Below are 15,784 nucleotides of genomic sequence, written 5' to 3' on the forward strand. Positions count from 1 at the left end.
GGATCAGCGCATGTCCACTCGTACAGCGCAGATCATGTATGTCAAGTCGCCCGAGTTCGCCCGTCATGCGGAGCGGATCGCGGAGGTGACCGATGCGACGTCCCGGCTGAACGTGCTTCCGTTCAGCGACAGCGAAGGCCGCGCGGAACTCCTTTCCGTTGTCTTCGGCGGCCCGCTGCCGGAGTCGGTGACGATCTACCCGCCGTTCTTCACCGAGTACGGGCTGAACACGACGTTCGGGGAGAACGTCTTCGTCAACCAGGGATGCACCTTCATGGACAAAGGAGGCATCCGTATCGGCAACGGCGTCATGATCGCCCCGAAGGTGAGCCTCATCACCGGAGGCCATCCCCTGCCCCTGGCCGAGCGCCGCGAGTTCCTCTCCTTCGCCCCGATCGTCCTCGAGGACCGCGTGTGGATCGGGACGGCTGCCGTGATCACGCAAGGGGTGACCATCGGTACCGGTGCGGTGGTCGCCGCCGGCGCGGTGGTCACGCGTGATGTCCCTGCCGGCACCATGGTCGCCGGAGTGCCCGCCCGGGTGATCAAGACGATCGACTGAGCCCGGACGGGCTGCTGGACCGGGTAGGCGGCCCTCCCGCGGTCGGGTGAAGCGGGCGGGCGCGGTTCAGCGAGGGAGCTGGTCGGCGCCGGAAGCGGGTTGGCGGGTGATGTGGCAACCGGTGGCTTTCAGGGTTGTCTCCGTCACCGTGACGGCGGCGCAGTCGGCCAGTTGGTCGTTGTAGCGGACCAGGCCGACACGGGGAGGCACCCCGTAGACCTCGGTGGAGTAGTACGCGTCGACAAAGAAGGTGTAGGGGGCGCCGGAGTCCGTGAAGCCGGGGCAGGAGGTCAGGTTCGCGTGCAGGGTGCCGCGGTGCGTCAGGGTGTCGCGGAAGCCCATGGCGCTGGTGCAGTGCGTGGTGGTCGCGGCGCTCGCGAGAGCGGGTGAGGCAAGGGTGAGGGCGCCCGTCATGCCGATGATCGTTGCCATGGCAGCCAGGACACGGTGTGATCGTTTCTCCATACGCGCTCCCGAGGCGGTATCGGTGTCGATGGGTGTCGGTCGATGTCGATGTCGATGTCGGTGAGAGTCGGTGTCGGTGTCCGGTAGCAGTGTCGGGGTCCGGCAGTTGTCGGGACAGGCAGGAACCGGTCGTTCAGCCGGGCCGGGCCCTGGTGTGCGCTTCCCTGGGCGCGGCCGTCCGCAGAGTCCGGCGCCACGGACAGGCCGGGACTGCGAGACGGACGCCCTGGGCGTGGCGCCGCTGCTCGCGGCTTGAGGTCCCGTGCCGGGAGCCGGGAGGCTGCCTGGTCATCTGGGCCTGGCGCGGTGACCGAGCCCGTGGCCGCGGGGACCAGGGTGCCCGCAAGTTGCTGCTGTGGAGGGACGTCGAGGTGACCTGGCGCCCGCCGAACGTGAGCGGCTGGTCCGTATCGACAGCCGGTTGGCGTTCCGTCACCCCCTTGGTGCGGGCGGCTGCCTACCAGGACGTGCGGACGGTTCGCCGCGTTCGGTGTGGCATCACGGTGCTTGCGGGGCGGGGGTGGCGGGATGTTCGGGCGGGCGGGTGTCGGTCCGGGGGCGGTGGTCGGTGCCGAGGCCGGCGGTGATGGTCAGGATGGTCGAGGGCTCCCGCATGTCGACCGCGTGCCATGCCCCGGTCGGGTTGACGGTGGCCTCGCCCGGTCCGAGCACCACGTGGTGGGGCACGCCGTCCGCGTCGCGGGTGACTGTCACCGATCCGCTGAGGCAGACGACCAGTTCGTCGCCGGCGGGGTGGCGCTCCCAGTGGTCGCCGGGGCCGTCGCCGTCGATGATCGTCACCAGCCTGCCCTCGGCGCCGTCCGCGGCGACCGCGGCGCTGTAGGCCTGGAGCACCTCCGGGTCCCAGGCGAAGCCCTCGATGGGTTTGGCTGTCGATCCCAGTCCGAGGTGTACGGGGGTTGTCCGCAGGTCGATGGGGTTGCGTGCGTGGTCGACGAGTCTCATGCCGACGATCGTCACAGGGCGGCGGGCGGGCGGTCTTGAAGAAAAGGGAACACGATTCCACGCCACCAGGGGCAGTTGGCCTGCGGCTATCCCGTGCCCAGGAGGACTTCGCCGCGCCGCCAGGCCGTCGGCGAGCGGCCGGTGAACTCGCGCCAGTCCCGGACGAGATGGGCCTGGTCGGCGTAGCCGGAGGCGGTCGCCACCTGGGCCCACGGGGGCGGGCCGGGCGCCGTGGCCAGTTCGTGCGCGTGCTCGAAGCGCAGGACGCGGGCGAAGGTCTTCGGTGACAAGCCCACCTCGTCGCGAAACCGCTGGGCGAGGTGGCGGCGGCTCCAGCCCAGTTCCGCGGCCAGCGCCCCGACCTGCGCGCGGCCCCGGGCGGCGACGAGGCGGCGCCAGGCCTCGGTCACCTCGGGGCCCGTCCGGGGTGCGCGGTCGCCGCCGGCGCGGCCGACGGCCCGCAGGAGCAGCTCGTCCAGCGCGGCGAACCGGGCGGCCCATGTCTTCGCCGCCCGGAGCCGGTCGGTCAGCTCGGCGCCGAGCTTTCCGAGAAGTTTGTCGAGAGGGACCAGCCGGTGGGCGAGCGCAGCGGCGGGCACGCCGTAGACGGCCCGGGCCCCCAGCGGTGTCAGTGACACCTGCACGCCGTGCTGGCGTCCGTCGTGGTGGAGTGCGACGGACCGGCACATCAGTCCGCCCGCCACGCTGTCGAACCGGGTGACCGGTGACCCGTCGTCGACGCCCGCCGCCATCTCCAGGGGGTCGGACAGGCTGATCACCGTGGTGAGGGCGTGGCCCGGCGGACCGCAGTGCACCCCCGCCGGGAACCCCCGGAGGTCGAAACCGACGTACGAGCCGACATACCGCCGCAGGGCAGGCGCCGGACGTGCAACGCTCCTGGTGGCTCTAGGGTCCTCCATCCTCGGCAGTGTACGAACCGGCGATCCCGGCAGGACCACCGCCCGCCCGAACACCTGGCGCCCGCCGCCCGTTTCACCGGGCCCGCTCCCCCGGCCCGGCCGCCGTCCTGCCTTCCTGGTTCGACGTCCGCCCGCCGACGGAGTCCGGTCGCGCGACGACGTCGTACGCCAGTACCCGACCGACTCGTTGGCCGCGCCGCTGTTGTGGGCCTTCACTCCGGCCGAGGACAGCGGTTGCCTCGAGCACGGCTACGTCCTGGCCCAGCGGCAGTACGCCCTGGCGGGCGAGGAGAGCCGGCCGTGGCCGGCTCGCACCGTGCCCTCATCGGCACTGGTTGGCCACCGGCCCGTGCAACTAGTCGTATGAGGAGGGAAGTTCGGGGCATCCGAGCGTTAGGCCGGTCGCCTTGGGACCGGATCTTGGAGCGACCGATCCGAAGGAGCGAGAGATGACCACGCAATACGGCAACCAGCCGGTCGGGCAGCGCCACGCCCCGGCCAGGGGCGGCGCCAGCGAGAACGTTCTCAGCATCATCGCGATCGTGCTGGGCGCGATCGGCCTCCTCTTCCTGCCGATCGTGTTCGGACTGGGCGGGCTGATCCTGGCCCTCGTCGCCAAATTCGCCCGCCACGAACGGCTCTCCACCATCGCCCTGATCGTCGGCGCCGTCGGACTGATCGGCGGAATGCTCCTCGGCGCCATCGTCGCCAGCTAGCAACCAGCAGCCAGCGGTCGGTAGTCGGTAGTCGGTAGTCGGCAGGATCTGCTTAGCGGCCTGACACGGCGATCCGCCTGGCACAGTGACCTGCCCGGCACAGCGAGGTGCCATCCCGGCGGCCCGGAGCCCGCGTTCCGCACGCGGGCTCCGGGCCGCTCACCTGCCCGTACCCGGACACATGGCGGCCGGGCCCGCGGGTTCCTCGGTCATACGGCCAGGTCCAGCCACTCCCCGACGGCCAGCACGTGTGCGCGCCCCCCTGCGTGCGCGCGCAGTTCGCTCTCCGGGTCGGGGACCTCGACGTAGCCCGCGATCTTGTCCGGCTGCCCGGGCTCGTAGTGGATCGGCACCGCGTACCGGGCGCCGAGGATCTCCGCGGCCGCGGCGGCCTGCCCGGGGTCCAGCGCGGCGGGCAGCGGGCTCGGCGGTTGCAGGTGCGGTGCGTCGACCACGGCCCCGTTGGCGGGCAGGAACACGGCGTCGAAGGGGCTGAACCGGCGCGCGATGAGCCACCAGTAGCCGTGGAACATCGTGTCGCCGCCGTGGAAGACCCGCTGCCCGTCGGCCTGCACCACCCAGTTCAGCTGCGGGTCGCCAAGACCGTCGACGGCCGGGACCGCGGTGACGCGGAACGGCCCGATGTCGCGGGTGGACCAGGCGTCCACGATCTCGGCGGCCAGCCCGTGGCGGACCAGTTCGCTCTCGGCCGGCAGCGTCGTCATGTTGTCCACGTCGTCGCCGTGGCCGGGCGCCGGCCGCAGCACCGGCGCCCCCGGGCTCAGCACGTCCGCGAGTGCGGGCGCGTCGGTGTGGTCCCGGTGCAGATGGGTGACCAGCGCGGCGGCGGCCTTCCCGCTCGGCGCCGCCAGGAACTCGCCGGGCCGCCACCCCGTGAACAGCGGTGAGAGGTCCCGCACGTAGTCGATCACCAGTCGCCCGCCGCCCGACTCGATCTCCACTCCGGCCCAGCCCAGCCGTCGCACCCGCATCTCGCGCTCCTTCGTCTCGGTGACACGGAATTTAGCGTACGAACGTTCACTAAGTAAATAGCGGACGCCCGTTCGCTATGCTTGCCGTATGTCACCCCGACGCTCAGCAGCCGAAGCGCAGGCCACCAGGGGCCGGATCCTCAGCCGTGCCGCTGAACTCGCCTCCGAGGAGGGGCTGGAGGGCATCACCATCGGTCGGCTCGCCGAGGAGCTGGAGATGAGCAAGTCCGGAGTGCACAAGCACTTCGGCACCAAGGAGACGTTGCAGATCTCCACGCTGGACAAGGCGTTCGTGGACTTCTGGCACCGGGTGGTCGAGCCGACGCTGGCCGAGCCGCCGGGCCTGCGGCGGCTGCGCGTGGTGTGCGCCAACTCCGTGGACTATCTGCAAGCGCCGCTGCTGCCCGGCGGGTGTCTGATGACCGCGGCGCTCACCGAGTACGACGGCCGCCCCGGCCGGGTCCGCGACGCCGTGGCCGAGGTGTGGTCACGCTGGCGGGAACAGCTGCGGGCGGACCTGGGCGCGGCGGTGGACCAGGGCGAACTGCCCGCCGGGTTCGACATCGACCAGGCGCTGTTCGAGATCGTCGCCGCCGGGCTCGCCCTGAACGCGGCCATGCAGCTCCAGCACGACCGGCCGGCCGCAGACCGGGCCCGCCGCGCGATCGAACGGGCCCTGCACCAGTCCTGACCGCACGCCGGGCCGGGCGGGGGCGGCCGGCGGAGCGGGGACGGTCACCGGGGCGACCGGCCCCGCCGGCGGCGGCCCGCCGGGAACAAGGTCAGGCCTTCTCCAGGATCGTCTTCAGCTGCGACAACATCATGACCCAGCCGCCGCTGACACCCTCCAGCATCCTGGAGTCGGCCGAGGTGAAGCCGTCATGGGTGATGGTCAGCTTCATGCCGAGCTCCGGCTCCTCGGCCGGCTCGATGTCGAAGGAGACCTTCGAGCGCTCCTTGGCCGCCTCGGCGAACTCCGCGTCACTCATGCCGAACATCTCCTGGTGCATCGGCTGCAAGGCGTGCCAGGTGTAGGCGAGCCGCCTGCCGGGCTCCGCCTCGGTGACGACCTGGCCGAGGTCCTGCGGATCGCCGCCGTCCTCCACCGGCCACAGCACCTTGGAACCGACCTGCCAGTCGGAGACCGGCGCCCAGCCGCCGTGGTACTGCTTCAGGAACTCCGGGCTGGTGAGCCCCTCCCAGAGCTTCTCGGGCGTGGTGCGGATGTAGATCGTGTAGACGAACTCGGGCTTGCTCATCGCCGTTGCCTCCAGGGCTTGCTTCAGGTTGCCGAGCGCGGCCATCCGGCCCCGCTCGTACTGGCCGATCCAGCGGTCGGCCACGTCGTGGATGGGCACGGGGTTGAGGTAGTGCAGCCTCTCCCGGCCGCGCCGGACCGCCGTGACCAGGCCCGCGCCCTCCAGCACCGACAGATGCTTGGACACCGCCTGCCGGGTCATACCGAGCCCCGCGCACAGTTCGAGCAGGCTCTGCCCGGCCCGCTCGTTCAGCCGGTCGAGCAGCCGCCTCCGACTCGCGTGCGCGAGCGCCTTGAACACCTCGTCCATGCCCATCCGGACCCCCTCACCACCACTTTGGCAACCTTTTGGTTGCGTGTCAAAGGGGCGAGTGAGCGGCAGTCCCCCCAGCGACAGAGCCGGTGCCGGTGCCGGTGCGTGAGCAGGGCCCGTGCCGTGCCCGGGGCGGAGGTTCAGCCCGGGCTCATGGTCTGGTCACCGTCTGGAAAGTGCGCCGGGAGAAGACCATGGGGTCGGCTGCGGGGCGCTGGACGCGGGTGTCCGTCACCGTGCCGATGACCAGGGTGTGGTCGGCGACGGTGACGCGCTGGCGCAGGTGGCAGTCGAGCACGGCGAGGCTCTGGGTGAGGACCGGGTTCCCGGTCGCCGGCGACGGCCGCCACGGCACCTGGAGAAAGGGATCCTCCTCGGGGTCGGAGCGGGCGAACAGCAGGGCGAGTTCCTGCTGATCGGCGGCCAGGATGTTGACGGTGAAGTCCGTCACGGCCAGCAGGATCCCGTGCGTGGCGGTGTCACGGTGCACGGCGGCCAGAGCGGTGGGCGGGTGCAGCGAGACCGACATGACCGCGTTCGCCGTCATCCCGTGCGGGCCCGCGGGGCCGGTCGTGGTCAGGACGGTGACGCCGGTCGGGAAGTGGCGCATGACGTCCCGGAAGTCCTCCCCCGAGGCGTGCCGCACCGGCGGCGTGGCGCCGCGTTCGGCGGGGGCGGCGGACCCCTTGAGTGCGGCGGGTGTGGTGGGCCTGGCGGGCCCAGTGGGTGCGGCGGGATCGGTGGACCCGGCGGATGCGGCGGACCCAGCGGATGCGGACCCAGCAGATGCGGTGGACCCGGCGGGTGCGGCGCGCCCGGTCACCATGCGGGTGCCTGCGGCTCGGGGCCCGCGAGGGCCGGGAAGTGCGGGGCGACCTCCTCGATGAGCTGGGCCACCGCATCGGCGGCGGGGCGGCGGCCGTGCTGCACGCCCAGGGCGGCGTGGTTGACGCCCAGCTCCTGCCACCGGTGCAGGTGCTCGATCAGCGCCTCGGTGCCGATCCGCAGGACGAAGCCGCCGCGCAGGGGCTGGGGCCCGGTGCGCGGGTCCTCGGCGAGGTCGAGCCACTCGTTGGTGGCGACCGGCTTGAACCGGCCCCCGGGGATCAGCTGCCGCCAGGCGGCGACCTTGCGCCCGAGTGCGCCGGTGCCCGCGACGGAGTTCGGTGAGCCCGGGTGGATCAGCCAGCCGTCCGCCTGTTCGGCAATCCACTCCGGCTTCTGCCGCGAGGAGCCGGTGACCAGGAGGGGGATCCGGCCGGTGACGGGTTTGGGCAGGACGTCGAGGCCGCCGCCCATGCGGCCGAGCGCGGAGGAGAGGTGGGGGGCGGTGCTCTGTGTCAGCTCGCGGAACCAGTGGAAGGCCTCCCGGTAGCGTTCCGCGCGTGCGGCGTGGTCGATGCCGTAGGCGGGGAACTCCGAGCCCCGGTCCCCCGATGCCGCCCCGAGGACCAGGCGCCCGCCGCTGAGCTGGTCGATGGACGCGCTCTGCTTGGCCAGGTCGATGGGGTGGCGCAGGGTGAAGACCGCGCTGCCCGCCGCCAGGGAGAGGCGCCGGGTGTGCGCGGCAAGCCAGGCCAGGTAGGTCCAGGGGTCGTAGACCTGGCCGACGTCGCCGAACCCGGGGTCGTACAGCGGGACATCGCGCACCCACAGCGCCGACAACGGCGAGGCGTCGGCGCGTTCGATCACCTCCGCCTGGCCGGTCATGGCCTTCATGTCGCCGCTGTAGGGCCACAGCGGCAGGAAGAGGCCGAGCGTGAGCCGGCCGGGGGTGAACATGCGCGCGAACCCCGGATGGACCGGATGGGCCGGGTGGACCGGGTGGGGCGCGTGGGGCGGGTCGGCCGGGTGGGCCTCGTACGCGGACACGTCGTTCATCACACCTTCGCTAGATCGATCGATCTAGCGGAGACTAGCAGACTGGATCGATCGATCTATTCGGTAGTCTGGCGCCATGAGACCCGCAGTTCCCACAGAGCGGAAGCCGGCCGGGCGGGCGGAGCAGGGTGACACCCGCACCCGGCTCGTCATGGCCACGGCCACGCTGTTGCAGCGCCAGGGGTACGAGGGCACCAGCATCAAGCAGATCCTCAAAGAGGCAGCGGCCACCTACGGCTCCCTGTACCACCACTTCCCGCAGGGCAAGGAGGAACTGGCCGCGGAGGCACTGCGTTTCGGCGCGGCGGAGTTCACCGAACTGCTGAAGCAGGGGCTGTCCGGCACCGACGATCCCGCCGAGGCCGTCGCCAGGTGTGCCCATCTGATGGCCGATTCCCTGCGCGACTCCGACTGGACCGACGGATGCCCCGTGGCCGCGACCGCGCTGGAGATCATCGGCCGCTCCCCGCTGATCCAGCGGACCTCGGACGAAGCGCTGCGGCAGTGGCGCGAGTTGATCGCGGCCAGGCTGCACCGCGGCGGCCTGGCGAAGGTACAGGCCGCCGCGCTCGCCTGCACCGTCCTGTCGACCCTGGAGGGCGCCGAGCTGCTCAGCCGTGTCACCAGTGACGACGCACCGCTGCGCCTGGCCGCGGAGCACCTCGCCGTCCTGGTGCGCGCGGGCCTGTGAGCGCGGCGCCGGGCGGCGGGTGCCCGGAGGCAGCGGTACTCCGCCGCTGACCGGAGACCGGCCGGAGCCTTGCTCCGACCGGAGACCGGCCGGAACCCCGCTCGGGGTCAGCGCGGGGCCAGGAGGCAGAACTCGTTGCCTTCCGGATCGGCGAGTACCGTCCAGGAGATCGCGGACCGGTCGATACCGGGATCGGTGGCGCCCAGGGCGCGGAGCCGGGCTTCCTCTGCCGCGAGGTCGTCACCGGGGTAGGGGCGGACGTCGAGGTGGACGCGGTTCCACCCGCTCTTGGTGCCGGGGGTGCGCAGGAACTCCAGGTAGGGGCCGACGCCTTGCGCGGAGCGCATGGTCGCGTGGTCGTCGGTGACCTCGAGCAGCGTCCAGTCCATCGCCCCGTCCCAGAACCGGGCCATCTCCCGCGGGTCGGTGCAGTCGAGAACCACCGCGGCGATCGGCCCGGTGCCGCGGTAGACCGGGCGGGGCTCCAGGACACAGAACTCGTTGCCCTCGGGGTCGGCCATGACCGTCCAGGGGACCTCGCCCTGACCCACGTCGGCGGGCCTCGCGCCGAGGTCCTCAAGGCGCGCGACCAGCTCCGCCTGGTGGGCGGCGGAGGTGGTGGCGAGATCGAGGTGCACCCGGTTCTTGACCGTCTTGGGTTCCGGGCGGGCGACGATGTCGATGCAGACGGCCTCGGGGGCGGGGTAGGAGAACCCCAGGGGTTCGAGGTTGGTGACGCCGGGTCCCTCGCTGTCGACACCCCAACCGAGCGCCTGCGCCCAGAACCGGCCGAGCGCGGAGTCGTCCTGGGCCTTCATGGTGATCTGTACGAGCCTTGTCGACATGCGCAGATCCTAGAAGCCGCCCGCCGGGCCGTGGGCGCTGCGGTAGGCGCGGGGGGTGGTGCCGGTGCGGGCGCGGAAGTGGTGGCGCAGGGCGGCGGGTGAGGCGAAGCCCGTCGCGTGCGCGACGGCCTCGACGGGGGTGTCCGTCTCCCGCAGCAGCCGCATCGCCTCGTGCAGGCGCGCGCGCAGCACGTACTGGAGGGGGCTGAGCCCGGTGTGGGCGCGGAAGCGGCGCGTCACGCCGCTGGTGCTGGTGCGCGCGTGGGCGGCGATCTCGGGGAGCGTGAGCGGGAGGTGGAGGTGGGTGTCGATCCACCGCAGGGTGGGTTCGAGCCCCGTGCTCTCGGCGACCTCCCGGTCGATGGCCTCCTGGACGCTGTCCGCGTCCGTGTGCAGCGGCGTGATCAGTTCCCGTGACGTCCGTCCCGCGACCCGGCGGCCGTGGTCGCGGGCCAGCAGCCGCAGACAGACGTCCATGCCCCCGAACACTCCGGCCGCCGTGCAGAACGGCCCGTCCTCGACAACCGTGCCCCCCGGATCGACGTCGATACGGGGGTGCAGCGCGGCCAGTTCCTCCACGTGCCGCCAGCCGGTCGTGGCCCGGCGCCCGTCCAGGAGGCCGGTGGCCGCCAGCGTGAACGTGCCGGTGCCGACGGCGGCGACGCGGGCGCCGCGGGACGCCGCCGCACGCAGCGCGGCGAGGACGCCCTCGGGGGGCTGCCCGGCGCGGTGGCCGGCGTGCCCGGGGACCAGTACGACATCGGCGTCCGCCGTGCCATCGAGGCCGTGGGGCGGGCGGACCGCGAGCGCGGGCCCCGGGCCGCCGGTCGCCCGGAACCCGGGTGCCGCGCAGAGCCTGACCTCGTAGGACACCTCCTCGGGGTACTCGCGGCAGGCGGTGCCGAAGACGAGGCCGGGCGTGGTGAGGTGGTGGCCCGGGGCCCCGTCGAGGGCGAGGACGGCGATCACTGGCATAGCGGGAATCCAACCATCCGCGCGAGCCGGCCCGCGTCAGCCGCCCTCGCGGCCCGCCAGCCGCACTCCCCGGCCCGTCAGCCGCCCTTCCCCGGCCCCGTCAGCGGCCCTCGCCGTACCTCAGCGGCTCGCGGTCCCTCAGCCGCCCTTGTGGATCGTCTTGTGGATCCAGCTCTTGAAGGCGGGCACGTTGGAGTAGAGCCCCGGTCCCGTCGCGCAGCCCTCGCGGAGGCTGCCGGGGCCGGACGTGGCGCCGATCAGCTCCCAGCGGCCGTTCTTCGCGCGCTGGAGCTGCGGGCCGCCGGAGTCGCCGTTGCACGCCATGGCCTTCGGCTTCAGGCTGACGGTGCACAGCCGCGTCTTGTCCGCCCAGCCCGGGGCGCACTCGTTCACCGCGCCCCTGCGCGTGTCCAGTTGCTGGAGGCGGTCGGGGAACTTCGCGTCCTCCAGCGACGGCGCCTCCACGACCGTGCCGTAGCCGAGGATGCGGGTGGGCGTGCCGACGGGGCCCGCCTTGTCGGCGATGCGGACGGGCTTCTGGGAGACGGGGCGGTCAAGGCGTATCAGCGCGAGGTCGTTCTTGTTGTGGGTCGTGCCCGTCATGTCCTGCACGTAGCCGGGCGCGGTGACGATCTTGTCGATGTTGCGGACGGACCCGCCGGTCGTACGGTGGTCGCTCCCGACGCGGATCTTGCCGGTGAGCGTGGCCAGCTCGGGGTTGACGCAGTGGGCGGCCGTGAGGACCCACCGGGCGTCGACCAGCGTCGCCCCGCACTGGGCGCCAGACTGCTTGATCGGCACCGTCGCCATGTACGGGTAGTGCTGGGTCGCGTCCTCGCCGTTGACGATGGCGCTCGCGCTGCCGGTCATCACCGTGACGCCCAGGAGCGCGGTCGCGCCGAGCGCCGCGGCGCCCCGGGCGAGCAGCCGGCGCGAGCCCTGCCGGGAAGGGGCGGCAGGGCCGCAGGAAGGGGCCTCGGGGGCGGGAGCGGTGTCGGTGGCGTGCATGAACGGGCCTTTCGCAAAAAGGTGACGGTATGGCGCGTGGGCGGGGCGTTCGTCCGCCTCCCTCCCACCGCTCTGCGATCATCCGTCGCGGGCGGCCCCCGTAAACAGCGGCTGCGATGTCACCCTGGGCTAAATTCTGGACATGTCAGTGATCGCCGTCCTCGCCCTCGACGGGGCTCCGGGGCACCAGCTCACCGCCCCCGGCCTCGCCTTCGCCACGGCGGCCAGGCACCACCACCCGGTCGCGTACGAGGTACGGGTCTGCGCGGGGCCGGGGTTCGCCGGCACGGGCGGTCCCGCGCCCTTCGGCATCGAGGCGCCCTGGGGCATGGAGGGGCTCGACGACGCGGACACAGTGCTGCTGCTGGGGCACGAGGGCTTCCGGGCCGCGCCGCCGCCCGGCGTCGTGGACGCCCTGCTGGCCGCGGCGGCGCGCGGGGCCCGCGTCGGCGCCGTGGGCACCGGCACGTTCACCCTCGCGGCCACCGGCCTCCTGGACGGGCGCCGGGCGGCCACCAGCAGGCGGCACACGCGGGAACTGGCGCGGCTGTACCCCCGTATCGAGGTAGATCCCGAGGGGGCCGCGGTGGCCGACGGCGCCTTCCACAGCGCGGCCGGGGTGCTGGGAGGTGTCGACCTGTGTCTGCATCTGATCACCCTGGACCACGGGGATCCGGTGGCCATCGAGACGGAACGGCAGCTCTTCCTGCATCTGCACGCACAGGCGCAGGACGCAGGTGGGGCGGCGCCCGAGGACGGTCCGGGGGCGGCCGAGGCCGCGTACAACGCGGTCACCCCGCCCGGCAGCAGCCTGGAACCGGTGACGCGGTGGATGGAGGCCAACCTGCACCACCCGCTCACCCTCGACGACATCGCGGGCCGGGCGCGGCTCGGCGTCCGCAGCCTGACCCGCCGCTTCCGCGCCGAGACGGGACTCACTCCGTTGCAGTACCTGCTCCGTACGCGGATCCAGCACGCCCAGCGGCTCCTGGAGCGCACCGACGACCCGGTGGAACGCATCGCCGCCCGCAGCGGCCTGGGCACCCCCGCCAACCTGCGCCACCACTTCCAGCGCTCCACCGGCACCAGCCCCACCACCTACCGCACGGCCTTCCGCGCACTGGTCTCCGGCATCACCTGGCCGGAACGCCCCGAACAGCCCTGACGGCGGCCCGGGGCAGCGGGGGCAGCACGGCCACGGGCGACGCGAGGGCCCTGGTGCGGGCGGCGCGGGACGATGTCGTCGGCTGTGGCTGGCACCGGATGCCCCCGGCCGCGGTCTCCCGGTGCGTGGATGCCGCTCCCTCGGTGTGGGAGCGGTTCGCCGCGCACTGGGAGGACCTGGTGGCGGATCGGTACGCGGCCGAGAAGGGCACGTGCCGTCTGCGGCGCTACGGGCAGTTCCTGCTGTCCCGGGCCGGGGAGATCGCGCCGCTGGACCACGAGGCGTTCGTGCAGCCCGAGGACAGCAACCCCCTGTACGTGGATGTCGAACGCCGCTTCGAGCCCCTTACCGAGGCGTTCCGGGCGGAACCGGTGCTGTACGCGCTGATGCGGTTGCTCGGTGAGGTCGCCGGGAGCATGGACGGTGCCGCCGAGTGGACCGTCAGAGTGCATCCCTTCCGGGTGGTCGCACAGTCCGACGGCCTGGCGCAGCCCACCCCTGAAGGGCGGCACAAGGACGGTGTGACCCTGGTGTCCTCGATGCTGATCGGGCGGGAGAACGTGACCGGCGGCCGCAGCACGGTCTATGACGCGGACGGCCGCGAGATCGCGGCCACCACGCTCAGCGAACCCGCGACCCTCCTGCTGAGCGACGACCGGGCGACCTGGCACGCCGTCTCGCCGGTCCGCCCGCAGGACACCGCAGGGCCTGGCCACCGGGACGTCCTGGTGACGACGCTCACCTCCCGCTGACCCCGTCCCGGCCCGCACCGGGCGGGGGGGCCGCGCGCCGCGGTGGCGTGCGGCCCCCTGGGGGTGTTCCGTGCCGTGCGGCCGTCAGCGGGCCAGGACGCCGAAGTCGGTGCCGGTGGTGACCTGGGGGTCGGCCGGTGCCTTCACGACGCGGGTGGGTGCGGAGCCGGCGACCTTTCCGGCCTTGGTGCCCACCGACCAGACCTCCGGCGTGGTCGCCCGGACCGGGAGGGTGATCTCGGGCTGCTTGTCGTTGTTCAGGTCGGTGGCCCTGAGCTGCCGGGGGATGCGGTAGGTGCCGGTGGGGCGGGGCAGGCCGGGCGCGTTGTGGGCGTAGAAGGCGGCGCCGGTGCCGGTGACGCCCCTGGAGGAGCCCTTCAGGACGTACAGGCCGCCGCCGCTGATGTAGCAGTGCTCGCAGGTGGACTTGCGCTCACCGGTGGCGCCGACGACCAGGTCGGCGTAGCCGTCGCGGTCGAGGTCAGCGGCGGCGACGGCGGAGCCGAAGCGGTCGCCCTTCTGCACGCCGCCGGGGACGCCGGGGGTGTCCTCGGTGAACATCCGCATGCTGCGGTTCTCGTCCGCGCCGTTGGACGAGCCGTAGTTGACCCGGACCACGCCCGCGGCGGTCTCGGTGTCGAGCACGGACTCCGCGTCGCCCACCGCCACGTCGCCGTAGCCGTCCTTGTCGAAGTCCGCGACGGCGACGCTGTTGCCGCCCCGGACGGTGACCGGGGTCAGGCGCAGCCCCGAGGCCCCGCCGAGGAGCACCCGGCCCCGCATGCGCCGCTCGCCCAGGACGACGAGGTCGTCGATGGAGCCCTTGTTGACGCGGCCCACCGCGATCCGCTCCTGGGCCCCCTCGTCGTAGACGGGGTAATTGCGGCCTGTGTCCACCTCCCGTGTGGAGACGGGCGTGCCGTCCGCCGTGAAGGGGCCCTTGAACAGGTGCAGCGAGGTGGAGTAGCCGACGACCAGGTCGGTCTTCCCGTCGCCGGTGAAGTCACCGGCCTTCAGGACCGAGCCGAAGCCGGGCCAGCGCTTGGGGTCGGCCGTCGAGGTGCCGCCCTTGAGGCCGGTGCGGCTGCCCCACAGGAGGCTGACCTGGCTCTGCCCGCCCACGGCGAGGTCCGCGTAACCGTCGGCGTTGAAGTCGCCGCTGGAGAGGACCTGCCCGAACCGCCCGCCCTGGGCCGAGTCGCCCGGCACACCGGGGCTGTTCTGGGTGAGGACCTTCAGGCCGGTCTTCTGGGCGCCGTGCTTGCCGCCGTAGGAGACGGTGACGTAGCCGGCGTTCCCCAGTGTCGTGGTGGCCCCCTCCGTGCCGGTGACCTTCACCCCGGCGTCCGGGGAGCCGATGGCCAGGTCGTGGTAGCCGTCGCCGTTGAAGTCGTCGGAGTACCGGCTGGGCGCGGGAGCCGTGGGGGCGGCCTGGGCCCGGGTGCCGGTGGAGACCAGCAGGCCTCCGGTGAGTGTCGTGGCCGCCGCGGCGATCGCGATGGCGTGACGGGTGTGGCGTCGCACGTCCGTTGTCCCCTAGGTGTTCGATCGGAAAGACGCCTCCAAGACCCCTGACATGGGGGAACGGTTGTACGGAAAGCGGCGGCACGCGCAGCGGCGGCCAGGAGACCGGCATGCCGGTCTCCTGGCCGCCGTCGCGGCTCCGGCTGGTCTACCAGTCCTGGCCGCTGTTGTTCTCACCCGTGCTGTTGCCCTCGCCCTCGATCTCCGCGACGACGAGTGCCTCGACCGCGGCCTTGAAGGTGTGGTTGACGTTGCCCGGGATGGCCGGTGCCAGGAGCGCCTTGGCCTCGACGGTGATCGAGGTGCCCTGCGCGTCGTAGACGCGCACGCGCGCCATCTCCTCGCACTGGGCGAAGTCCAGGCGGTTGCCCGCGTGGTCGAGGTACACCAGGCGGAAGCCCTTCAGGGCGACGTTGGCGATGGGCTGCCCGTTGCTGTAGCGCGCGATCGGCGCGGGGAAGGTGACCGACTTGCTCGCGCTCTTCGCGTCCTTGACCGACCCCTCCAGGTGGATGGTCACCACCTGGAACGCGAGGTTCCGCGTCGCGGCCGCGGACTTGTCCTTGGTCTTCTCGGGGGAGGTTGCGGCATCTTGCGCCATTGTTTTCTCCTTGGTTCACGGTGGTTGCCTGCATCCCGGGGCCCGGGCTGCACTTGCGGCCGAATTCCCCTCCGCACCGCCGAAATACGGCGGTGGAGAATCCAGTCGCTTCCTTGCCTGTTGCTTGTCGAGAGAATCCCCGCCGGGTCT

At 72.5% G+C, this 15,784-nt stretch carries 18 protein-coding genes; 6 read left to right on the forward strand and 12 right to left on the reverse strand.

All coding sequences use genetic code 11. The features are described 5' to 3' along the window. Nucleotides 1-34: 34 nt before the first annotated feature. Nucleotides 35-562, forward strand: coding sequence for a DapH/DapD/GlmU-related protein (locus ACH4DX_RS18390; protein ID WP_398156216.1), 528 nt, complete (start codon nucleotides 35-37; stop codon nucleotides 560-562). Nucleotides 563-628: 66 nt separating this feature from the next. On the opposite strand, the gene ACH4DX_RS18395 is transcribed toward ACH4DX_RS18390, so the two are convergent. From ACH4DX_RS18395 to ACH4DX_RS18405, 3 genes are all read right to left on the reverse strand, one after another. Beyond that, a complete protein-coding gene (locus ACH4DX_RS18395) occupies nucleotides 629-994 on the reverse strand; it encodes a hypothetical protein (RefSeq protein WP_398123374.1) in 366 nt (121 codons plus the stop codon). A gap of 531 nt (nucleotides 995-1,525) precedes the next feature. After that, the gene (locus tag ACH4DX_RS18400) at nucleotides 1,526-1,993 is read right to left on the reverse strand and encodes a cupin domain-containing protein (protein WP_398155878.1); all 468 of its coding nucleotides are present in this window, start codon (nucleotides 1,991-1,993) and stop codon (nucleotides 1,526-1,528) included. Between the two features lie 86 nt (nucleotides 1,994-2,079). Continuing rightward, nucleotides 2,080-2,913, reverse strand: coding sequence for a helix-turn-helix domain-containing protein (locus tag ACH4DX_RS18405; protein WP_398155879.1), 834 nt, complete (start codon nucleotides 2,911-2,913; stop codon nucleotides 2,080-2,082). A 449-nt stretch (nucleotides 2,914-3,362) separates the two neighbouring features. On the opposite strand from ACH4DX_RS18405, the gene ACH4DX_RS18410 reads away from it, so the two are divergent. Beyond that, nucleotides 3,363-3,629 carry a hypothetical protein gene (locus ACH4DX_RS18410; protein WP_398123377.1) on the forward strand — a complete coding sequence of 89 codons (267 nt, stop codon included), beginning with the start codon at nucleotides 3,363-3,365 and terminating at the stop codon, nucleotides 3,627-3,629. Nucleotides 3,630-3,838: 209 nt separating this feature from the next. On the opposite strand, the gene ACH4DX_RS18415 is transcribed toward ACH4DX_RS18410, so the two are convergent. Further along, nucleotides 3,839-4,621 carry an MBL fold metallo-hydrolase gene (locus ACH4DX_RS18415; RefSeq protein WP_398155880.1) on the reverse strand — a complete coding sequence of 261 codons (783 nt, stop codon included), beginning with the start codon at nucleotides 4,619-4,621 and terminating at the stop codon, nucleotides 3,839-3,841. Nucleotides 4,622-4,709: 88 nt separating this feature from the next. On the opposite strand from ACH4DX_RS18415, the gene ACH4DX_RS18420 reads away from it, so the two are divergent. After that, on the forward strand, nucleotides 4,710-5,312 hold the full coding sequence (locus ACH4DX_RS18420) for a TetR/AcrR family transcriptional regulator (RefSeq protein ID WP_398155881.1): 603 nt from the start codon (nucleotides 4,710-4,712) through the stop codon (nucleotides 5,310-5,312). A 91-nt stretch (nucleotides 5,313-5,403) separates the two neighbouring features. Here ACH4DX_RS18420 and ACH4DX_RS18425 read toward each other — a convergent pair whose 3' ends face one another. The 3 genes from ACH4DX_RS18425 to ACH4DX_RS18435 all read right to left on the reverse strand — a co-directional run bounded on the left by ACH4DX_RS18425 (nucleotide 5,404) and on the right by ACH4DX_RS18435 (nucleotide 8,073). Beyond that, on the reverse strand, nucleotides 5,404-6,189 hold the full coding sequence (locus ACH4DX_RS18425) for an ArsR/SmtB family transcription factor (protein WP_398156217.1): 786 nt from the start codon (nucleotides 6,187-6,189) through the stop codon (nucleotides 5,404-5,406). A 154-nt stretch (nucleotides 6,190-6,343) separates the two neighbouring features. After that, on the reverse strand, nucleotides 6,344-6,802 hold the full coding sequence (locus tag ACH4DX_RS18430; protein ID WP_398155882.1) for a flavin reductase family protein: 459 nt from the start codon (nucleotides 6,800-6,802) through the stop codon (nucleotides 6,344-6,346). A 209-nt stretch (nucleotides 6,803-7,011) separates the two neighbouring features. After that, nucleotides 7,012-8,073, reverse strand: coding sequence for an LLM class oxidoreductase (locus tag ACH4DX_RS18435; RefSeq protein ID WP_398155883.1), 1,062 nt, complete (start codon nucleotides 8,071-8,073; stop codon nucleotides 7,012-7,014). 76 nt (nucleotides 8,074-8,149) lie between these two features. Between ACH4DX_RS18435 and ACH4DX_RS18440 the strand changes: the two genes are divergently transcribed. Then, nucleotides 8,150-8,764, forward strand: coding sequence for a TetR/AcrR family transcriptional regulator (locus ACH4DX_RS18440; protein ID WP_398155884.1), 615 nt, complete (start codon nucleotides 8,150-8,152; stop codon nucleotides 8,762-8,764). A 107-nt stretch (nucleotides 8,765-8,871) separates the two neighbouring features. On the opposite strand, the gene ACH4DX_RS18445 is transcribed toward ACH4DX_RS18440, so the two are convergent. From ACH4DX_RS18445 to ACH4DX_RS18455, 3 genes are all read right to left on the reverse strand, one after another. Next, on the reverse strand, nucleotides 8,872-9,609 hold the full coding sequence (locus ACH4DX_RS18445; RefSeq protein ID WP_398155885.1) for a VOC family protein: 738 nt from the start codon (nucleotides 9,607-9,609) through the stop codon (nucleotides 8,872-8,874). Between the two features lie 9 nt (nucleotides 9,610-9,618). After that, nucleotides 9,619-10,584 (reverse strand): GlxA family transcriptional regulator, encoded by a 966-nt coding sequence (locus tag ACH4DX_RS18450; protein WP_398155886.1) that lies wholly within the window; start codon nucleotides 10,582-10,584, stop codon nucleotides 9,619-9,621. A 138-nt stretch (nucleotides 10,585-10,722) separates the two neighbouring features. Beyond that, on the reverse strand, nucleotides 10,723-11,592 hold the full coding sequence (locus tag ACH4DX_RS18455) for a S1 family peptidase (RefSeq protein WP_398155887.1): 870 nt from the start codon (nucleotides 11,590-11,592) through the stop codon (nucleotides 10,723-10,725). Between the two features lie 142 nt (nucleotides 11,593-11,734). On the opposite strand from ACH4DX_RS18455, the gene ACH4DX_RS18460 reads away from it, so the two are divergent. Both ACH4DX_RS18460 and ACH4DX_RS18465 read left to right on the forward strand, forming a co-directional pair. Next, nucleotides 11,735-12,757: a GlxA family transcriptional regulator gene (locus ACH4DX_RS18460; RefSeq protein WP_398155888.1), complete on the forward strand. Its 1,023-nt coding sequence runs from the start codon at nucleotides 11,735-11,737 to the stop codon at nucleotides 12,755-12,757. 125 nt (nucleotides 12,758-12,882) lie between these two features. After that, nucleotides 12,883-13,509, forward strand: a complete 627-nt coding sequence (locus ACH4DX_RS18465) for a 2OG-Fe dioxygenase family protein (RefSeq protein WP_398155889.1) — start codon at nucleotides 12,883-12,885, stop codon at nucleotides 13,507-13,509. Between the two features lie 84 nt (nucleotides 13,510-13,593). On the opposite strand, the gene ACH4DX_RS18470 is transcribed toward ACH4DX_RS18465, so the two are convergent. Both ACH4DX_RS18470 and ACH4DX_RS18475 read right to left on the reverse strand, forming a co-directional pair. Continuing rightward, entirely contained in the window at nucleotides 13,594-15,033 is a 1,440-nt protein-coding gene (locus tag ACH4DX_RS18470; protein ID WP_398155890.1) for an FG-GAP-like repeat-containing protein, read from the reverse strand. A gap of 148 nt (nucleotides 15,034-15,181) precedes the next feature. Beyond that, the gene (locus ACH4DX_RS18475; protein ID WP_398155891.1) at nucleotides 15,182-15,634 is read right to left on the reverse strand and encodes a hypothetical protein; all 453 of its coding nucleotides are present in this window, start codon (nucleotides 15,632-15,634) and stop codon (nucleotides 15,182-15,184) included. Nucleotides 15,635-15,784 lie beyond the last annotated feature (150 nt).

This window comes from Streptomyces sp. NPDC017940 (assembly GCF_044328435.1).
Lineage (GTDB): Bacteria > Actinomycetota > Actinomycetes > Streptomycetales > Streptomycetaceae > Streptomyces.

Excerpts from the sequence above, each read along its gene's own strand:
- ACH4DX_RS18390 (WP_398156216.1), top strand. The coding sequence starts at position 35 with ATGTATGTCAAGTCGCCCGAGTTCGCCCGTCATGCGGAGCGGATCGCG.
- ACH4DX_RS18395 (WP_398123374.1), bottom strand. The coding sequence starts at position 994 with ATGGCAACGATCATCGGCATGACGGGCGCCCTCACCCTTGCCTCACCC.
- ACH4DX_RS18400 (WP_398155878.1), bottom strand. The coding sequence starts at position 1,993 with ATGAGACTCGTCGACCACGCACGCAACCCCATCGACCTGCGGACAACC.
- ACH4DX_RS18405 (WP_398155879.1), bottom strand. The coding sequence starts at position 2,913 with ATGGAGGACCCTAGAGCCACCAGGAGCGTTGCACGTCCGGCGCCTGCC.
- ACH4DX_RS18410 (WP_398123377.1), top strand. The coding sequence starts at position 3,363 with ATGACCACGCAATACGGCAACCAGCCGGTCGGGCAGCGCCACGCCCCG.
- ACH4DX_RS18415 (WP_398155880.1), bottom strand. The coding sequence starts at position 4,621 with ATGCGGGTGCGACGGCTGGGCTGGGCCGGAGTGGAGATCGAGTCGGGC.
- ACH4DX_RS18420 (WP_398155881.1), top strand. The coding sequence starts at position 4,710 with ATGTCACCCCGACGCTCAGCAGCCGAAGCGCAGGCCACCAGGGGCCGG.
- ACH4DX_RS18425 (WP_398156217.1), bottom strand. The coding sequence starts at position 6,189 with ATGGACGAGGTGTTCAAGGCGCTCGCGCACGCGAGTCGGAGGCGGCTG.
- ACH4DX_RS18430 (WP_398155882.1), bottom strand. The coding sequence starts at position 6,802 with ATGCGCCACTTCCCGACCGGCGTCACCGTCCTGACCACGACCGGCCCC.
- ACH4DX_RS18435 (WP_398155883.1), bottom strand. The coding sequence starts at position 8,073 with ATGAACGACGTGTCCGCGTACGAGGCCCACCCGGCCGACCCGCCCCAC.
- ACH4DX_RS18440 (WP_398155884.1), top strand. The coding sequence starts at position 8,150 with ATGAGACCCGCAGTTCCCACAGAGCGGAAGCCGGCCGGGCGGGCGGAG.
- ACH4DX_RS18445 (WP_398155885.1), bottom strand. The coding sequence starts at position 9,609 with ATGTCGACAAGGCTCGTACAGATCACCATGAAGGCCCAGGACGACTCC.
- ACH4DX_RS18450 (WP_398155886.1), bottom strand. The coding sequence starts at position 10,584 with ATGCCAGTGATCGCCGTCCTCGCCCTCGACGGGGCCCCGGGCCACCAC.
- ACH4DX_RS18455 (WP_398155887.1), bottom strand. The coding sequence starts at position 11,592 with ATGCACGCCACCGACACCGCTCCCGCCCCCGAGGCCCCTTCCTGCGGC.
- ACH4DX_RS18460 (WP_398155888.1), top strand. The coding sequence starts at position 11,735 with ATGTCAGTGATCGCCGTCCTCGCCCTCGACGGGGCTCCGGGGCACCAG.
- ACH4DX_RS18475 (WP_398155891.1), bottom strand. The coding sequence starts at position 15,634 with ATGGCGCAAGATGCCGCAACCTCCCCCGAGAAGACCAAGGACAAGTCC.